General features: G+C 40.4%; 1 protein-coding gene. It reads left to right on the plus strand.

The window, feature by feature from the left end:
- Positions 1–329: hypothetical protein (locus tag FD16_RS12995; RefSeq protein ID WP_162255739.1), on the plus strand; the 329-nt coding region annotated here is incomplete at both ends.

A 329-nucleotide genomic window follows, 5' to 3' on the forward strand; every position in this document is an offset into this window, starting at 1 on the left:
TCATATTGCGACAGCGGTTAATGCGGCCGCAGCGGATGAATCAAATGATGCGACAGCATTAAGTTATCAAGTCACAACTAGTGCAGATGAAGCAACATTAAAAGTAACTTACGAAGATATTACGGACCCTGACAATTCAGTTGAAGTCACGACTTCAGATACAAGTTTGACTGGGAACGTTGATGGAACCGGAACTTACAACGTAGTTGTGCCCGATGGTTATGCATTGGCAAATAATCAAAGTAGTACAGTGGACTACAAATTTACAGCTGATGATAGTGATAATATAACTGTAAACTTAGTGCATGCGACAACAGATATTACACCAG

It is taken from the genome of Paucilactobacillus suebicus DSM 5007 = KCTC 3549 (assembly GCF_001434475.1).
Taxonomy (GTDB): domain Bacteria; phylum Bacillota; class Bacilli; order Lactobacillales; family Lactobacillaceae; genus Paucilactobacillus; species Paucilactobacillus suebicus.